The organism is Sinorhizobium terangae (assembly GCF_009601505.1).
GTDB lineage: Bacteria > Pseudomonadota > Alphaproteobacteria > Rhizobiales > Rhizobiaceae > Sinorhizobium > Sinorhizobium terangae.
Window position 1 is genome coordinate 1 of record NZ_WITC01000029.1, and the last position, 5250, is coordinate 5250.

Sequence of the window (5250 nt, forward strand, 5' to 3'; positions counted from 1 at the left end):
GGCGCCAGCCGAGGCCTGCCAAATCTAGAATTCTCCGCCACATAATATTTCGTTCCTCTCGGATGGGCGTGGGATTCCCCTGCGCCGCTATTCCGGAGGGGTAATATGCTCGAGTTCTATTTTTCGTATGGTGGGGTGCTCAAGCGCCTGCGTAGTGGTGCGCTCGGTGGCGAGATGGATCGCCTCGCGGAGCATTTTTTCACGCTTGGTTACAAACGAGCGTCGGCCAAGATTTATCTGAGCCGAATTGCGCGCTTCAGCCAGTTTGCCGGGACACGCTGCGGTCCGATGCCGATCCATCAAGATATCGTCGATAGCTATTTGCGCACGTTTACTACGGATTCACCGCGCATTGGGGCAGTATCGGCGCTAGGACACGCACGGCGAGTGGCTCCGGAGCGGTTCATTATTGCTGTTCCAAGTGAAGAGGATGATCCGGATGCTCCGCTTCTGGCCTCCTTTTCGGACTATCTGCATAGGGTACGGGGGCTGGAGTCGAACACCCGCGAAGGCGTTCTTCTGGGCGGCCGCCGCTTTCTGGATTGGTTCCGCCATCACCATCCCGACCAGGACCTCGAGGTGTTGACGGCTGAGCAGGTCCTTGCTGCTGTCGAGCATCGGCTGTCGCTATCGGCAACCTCCGGCAGTCGCACGGCAGCGACTTCTCACATTCGAACATTTCTTCGGTTTTTATATTGGGCTGGTCGCCATCACCAAGATCTCGCCCGCATCGTCCCAAGGACGCCCTCTTGGCGTTTGGCGCATTTGCCGCCGCGCCTTGCATGGGATGACGTTTGGCACGCGATCGATGCAATCGGCGCAACGACGCTGGTCGACATCCGCGATCGAGCCGTCCTGCTGCTGCTCGCCACCACGGGCATTCGCAACGGCGAGTTACGCGCCATTCGGCTGCGGGATATCGACTGGCGTACTGGCGAGGTTTTTGTCCGGCGGACCAAGGGCAAGCGTGATCGGGTGGTGCCACTCCTCGAGGAGACCGGCGCCGCACTCGCCGATTACATCCTGCGCGCTCGACCGAAGGTGGATAGTCCGTATCTGTTCCTGTCGTTCACGCCGCCGGTGGGACCGTTCAAGTGTGCGGCGCCTGTTTCAAGGATCGTGCGGAAGCGGTTGCGGCATGGCGGGGTCGAACTCGGGCGGGTCGCAGGTGCGCATCTCCTGCGCCACAGCCTTGCTACCCAGCTTGTCGGGCAGCGAAGGCCGATCAACGAGGTCGCCGATCTTCTTGGCCACCGCAGCATCAACACAACGGCGCTGTACGTGAAGGTTGCGGCCTCGCAGCTCTCCGAGGTCGCACTCCCCTTTCCGGGAGGCGCGGCATGACCGCCTTTGCCCGATTCCTCGGCGAGAAGGCTGAGCGTTACATCGAACTGCGCCACTCGCTCGGCTACTCTTTCAGCAAACAAGCCGGCACGTTGCGGGCTTTCGTCCGCTACGTTGAACGCGCTCAGTTCGATGCGCCCGCCACCCGAACGATGGCGCTGGACTTCGTCCTGTCGTTTGGCGGCGCCGCCAACAGCCGCGCCACTCGTCACGGCGTGCTCAGCCGATTCTACGAGTATCTCGCCGTCTATGACGCCCAAACCGAGACCTTGGAGCGCAGAGTATTCCCCAGATCCAGGGCGATTCCGCCTCCGCGGATCCTCAGCGAGTCAGAGTTGGCGTCGCTCTTCGACGCATGCGCCCGCATTTCGCCAGGCATCCCCCTCAGGGGGCGGACGATGGCGACGCTGATCGGATTGTTGGCAAGCTCGGGACTGCGATCGGGCGAAGTGGTCAGGCTTGATCGTTCCGACGTCGATCTGACCAACGGGGTTCTTCTCATTCGGAAGACGAAGTTCCGCAAGGACCGTCTCGTTCCAGTTCACACGACTACCCAGGCTGCCCTTCGCCACTACGTGCGTGTGCGCGATGCGGCTTTTCCTCAGCCTAAGGACCAGGCCTTCTTTCTGAGCTCCCGTGGCAACCGCCTCTCTGCGACCGGCCTAAAAAACGGTTTTACTGAGGTCCGTAAGCTCGCAGGCCTCGATGACGGCAAGCCGTTACGGCCGCACGATCTGAGGCACCGGTTTGCCGTGACCCGCCTGAGCCTTTGGCACCAGCAGCGCGCCAACGTCCAGGCGCTGCTCCCGTTGCTCGCCGCCTATCTCGGCCACGCCAGCTACAGCGACACAGCCTACTACCTCACTGGCTCGGTGGATCTTCTCGCCATGGCGGCGGAGCGCGCCTTCCTCGATGGAGGCGCAGCATGAGTGAACACCTACTCCTGGCGCCGCTCTTGGAGTCCTACTTTCGCCGGCGCTTGACCAAACAACGCAACGCCACTCCCGCGACCGTGGCCAGCTATCGCGACGCCTTGCGCATGCTGATCCTCTTTGCCGCCGCCCGGCTGCGGAAGAAGCCGGCGGCGTTGGCACTCGAAGATCTCGATCGAGACCTCGTTCTCGCCTTTCTCGACGAACTCGAAGAGAAGCGGAACAACGCCGTCGCCACGCGCAATGCCCGCCTTGCGGCGATACGATCCTTCTTCCACCATGTCGCAGCCGCCGACCCGGCGTCCTTCGGTGTCGCCCAACGCGTGCTGACGATTCCCATAAAACGGGCGCACATCGAGGTGACGCACCACCTCACCAAGGCCGAAGTGGACGCCCTCATTGCGGCGCCCAATCCAAGGACGTCCCGTGGTCGGCGTGACCGTACGTTTCTACTGTTCCTGGCACGGACCGGCGCGCGGGTCTCCGAAGCTACCGGCGTCAACGCAAACGACCTTCAGTTGGAGCGGTCGCACCCGCAAGTGCTGCTGCGCGGCAAAGGGCGCAGAGACCGTGTCATCCCCATTCCTCAGGATCTGGCGAGAGCACTGACAGCCTTGTTGGCCGAGCACGGTATCGCGAACCACGAGCCACGACCGATCTTTATCGGCGCCCGCCAAGAGCGCCTGACGCGCTTCGGAGCAACCCATATCGTGCGGCGTGCGGCGGCCCAGGCCGTGACCATCAGGCCGGCATTGGCCCTCAAGCCTATATCGCCGCACATCTTCCGACACTCACTTGCCATGAAGCTTCTCCAGTCGGGTGTGGACCTTTTGACGATCCAGGCCTGGCTCGGGCACGCACAGGTCGCCACGACCCATCGCTATGCCGCCGCGGATGTCGAAATGATGCGCAAAGGACTCGAGAAAGCTGGAGTCTCCGGCGATCTCGGCGTGCGTTTCCGACCAAATGACGCCGTTCTGCAACTGCTGAACAGCATCTGAATATTATGTGGCGGAGAATTCTAGATTTGGCAGGCCTCGGCTGGCGCCGAGACGGGCTCCGCCACATAATCTCGCTCGACGCATAAATAGGGTTATGTGGCGCACCACATAACCCTATTGTGGCGACGTGTTCGTGTTCCGGGGCCGGAGCGGCGGCCTGATCAAGGTGATTTGGCACGATGGCCAGGGTGCCTGCCTGTTCACGAACAATCGGCGTTCATATTACACCTCTTTCCTCGCCAGTTGATGTTTTTGGCTCAGTTTGCGTTTGTCGGCGCGCAGCATCGCGATCTTCAAGTTGGTTCCATCGGCTGCATTGCTTCCGCGGCAAGTCTCCATCGGGGATCTCGTATAGGCTGTAGTGCCCGTTGTAGGCATGTCTCGTGATCGGCGTTCGCGGCTTGGGGTATCCGGATCTTTCCAGAGCTCGTTGAAGTCGGCCGTCATCGCGACTAACCGCTCGTGGACCGCTTTATCGAGGATGAATTGATCGTGCTCTCGGCCACGTTCGCGCTCTTCGCGGGCACTGGCCAGCGTGCGAAGCTTCTCGTTCCATTCACCTTCGAGCGTGTCGGCGACGAGACGGTTACTAGGATCGACCAGCATGAAGCGGCGCTGAGCGAGCTCGGCTTCCGTTTGGGCGCGTTCGATCGCGCGACAGCGCAGCCGGTCCGCCTCTTCATGACGGGCTTGGATCTCTTTGCGAACTTCGAGCGCGAGTTCGACGGCCGCCGGCGTCATCTGCTCAGCAATCAGCATGCCGATGGCTTCATCGACGGGAGGCCCGGCGATCGACTGACACATGGGCTCCCCACGATAGATGCGGGCACGATTACAAATGTACCAAGCTTCCTGCCGGCCACGCCGGGCCGCATAGCGAACCCTGAGATGGCTGCCGCATTGCCCGCACACGGCCCGGCCTTGCAGCAGTGCCGGCCCCTCCCTTGGGATTGAAGCTCGTGCCGCTTCAAATCCACGGCCGTTGGCCTTGAGGATCTTCAGATTCTCCTGATGTCGCTCCCAACTGATATAGCCGGGATGAGCATCGGGAATGCAGGCCGGCCAGTCATCAATATCGCGCGCACGCAAAGTCCTCTTGCCGTCGATGGTGCGTCGAAACTGTCGTCGGCCATAGGTATAGGCGCCAGCATAGCGCGGATTGTTCAGGACACGCATCGCCGTCGACGCGGTCAGCGGCCGAAACAGCGTGTCGCCGTTGTGTAGGCGCGACGGAAACAATAGGCCTTCATTGCGAAAGACCTTGACGGTCTGGGAGGCGGACCCGAGTTGGCGAAGGTGGCGCAAGTTTCCCGTTCCTGGATTAGGCATCGAATCCGCAATGGCGTGATCAGTATCCACCAAAACGCCTCTCACAAACGCGTTCTGTTTCCAGATGCCGCTGCAACAATCGCCGCAATACAAGAGCTCAAATCCGGCGTGCGGGAACACCTCGACTTTACCCAATCTGCTACCGAATGAGGGTATCAACATGATAGATCGTAGACGCCGTCTTCGTCGAGGATCAGTGTGTCGGCAAGGGCGCAAATCTCCAGCAAACGCTGCCAGTCGGCATTGTTCCGCGCAAGACGAGAGACTTCCAGGCCCATGACGATCCCGGCGTGCCCCATGCCGACGTCGCTGACCAGGCGCTGGAACCCTTCACGCCAGGCTGCCGACTCGGTCTGCAGCAAAAGCCGTTCACCATGCCGGTTGTAGCGCTTGCCGACACACGGCAACTGCCGTGGGAATAGAGGATGAAACGGATGCGTTACCCGCACTAACTGCGTATCTGCGTTGGCAGTGGCTGCATTCTGTTGTGAGGTACAAGAAGCTCGAGCGCGGCCGCTTCATCTGGCCGTCGGCGGCCGACGGCACGGTGGTGATCACACCGGCGCAGCTCGGCTATTTGCTCGAAGGCATCGACGGCGAATGCCGCAAAAAACCTGGCGTCCGACGTCGGCGGGATGAGCAAA

5 protein-coding genes and 2 pseudogenes are annotated in these 5250 nt (G+C 61.2%); 5 read left to right on the forward strand and 2 right to left on the reverse strand.

What is annotated here, in order from left to right; translation table 11 throughout:
- The first annotated feature begins 105 nt into the window (after positions 1-105).
- The 4 genes and pseudogenes from GHK62_RS06295 to tnpB (GHK62_RS06315) all read left to right on the forward strand — a co-directional run.
- Complete coding sequence (locus tag GHK62_RS06295; protein ID WP_153437472.1) at positions 106-1344, forward strand: site-specific integrase; 1239 nt, start codon at positions 106-108, stop codon at positions 1342-1344.
- Positions 1341-2273, forward strand: a complete 933-nt coding sequence (locus tag GHK62_RS06300; protein WP_153437473.1) for a tyrosine-type recombinase/integrase — start codon at positions 1341-1343, stop codon at positions 2271-2273. The genes GHK62_RS06295 and GHK62_RS06300 overlap by 4 nt, the downstream gene beginning before the upstream one ends.
- Positions 2270-3277, forward strand: a complete 1008-nt coding sequence (locus tag GHK62_RS06305) for a tyrosine-type recombinase/integrase (RefSeq protein WP_153437474.1) — start codon at positions 2270-2272, stop codon at positions 3275-3277. The genes GHK62_RS06300 and GHK62_RS06305 overlap by 4 nt, the downstream gene beginning before the upstream one ends.
- Before the next feature lie 124 nt (positions 3278-3401).
- Positions 3402-3524 (forward strand): annotated as a pseudogene (tnpB, locus tag GHK62_RS06315) (IS66 family insertion sequence element accessory protein TnpB); the annotation flags it as partial.
- Here tnpB (GHK62_RS06315) and GHK62_RS06320 read toward each other — a convergent pair.
- A complete protein-coding gene (locus GHK62_RS06320; RefSeq protein WP_234886793.1) occupies positions 3500-4768 on the reverse strand; it encodes a recombinase family protein in 1269 nt (422 codons plus the stop codon). The pseudogene tnpB (GHK62_RS06315) and the gene GHK62_RS06320 overlap by 25 nt on opposite strands.
- A gap of 5 nt (positions 4769-4773) precedes the next feature.
- Positions 4774-4941: pseudogene (locus tag GHK62_RS35375) on the reverse strand (recombinase family protein); the annotation flags it as partial.
- A gap of 77 nt (positions 4942-5018) precedes the next feature.
- Between GHK62_RS35375 and tnpB (GHK62_RS35170) the strand changes: the two are divergent.
- On the forward strand, positions 5019-5250 hold a 232-nt coding region (gene tnpB / locus GHK62_RS35170; RefSeq protein ID WP_420377790.1), incomplete at its 3' end, for an IS66 family insertion sequence element accessory protein TnpB.

What these genes read in the sequence shown, in the direction of transcription:
- GHK62_RS06300 (WP_153437473.1), top strand. Translation starts at nt 1,341, where the DNA reads ATGACCGCCTTTGCCCGATTCCTCGGCGAGAAGGCTGAGCGTTACATC.
- GHK62_RS06320 (WP_234886793.1), bottom strand. Translation starts at nt 4,768, where the DNA reads ATGTTGATACCCTCATTCGGTAGCAGATTGGGTAAAGTCGAGGTGTTC.
- GHK62_RS06295 (WP_153437472.1), top strand. Translation starts at nt 106, where the DNA reads ATGCTCGAGTTCTATTTTTCGTATGGTGGGGTGCTCAAGCGCCTGCGT.
- GHK62_RS06305 (WP_153437474.1), top strand. Translation starts at nt 2,270, where the DNA reads ATGAGTGAACACCTACTCCTGGCGCCGCTCTTGGAGTCCTACTTTCGC.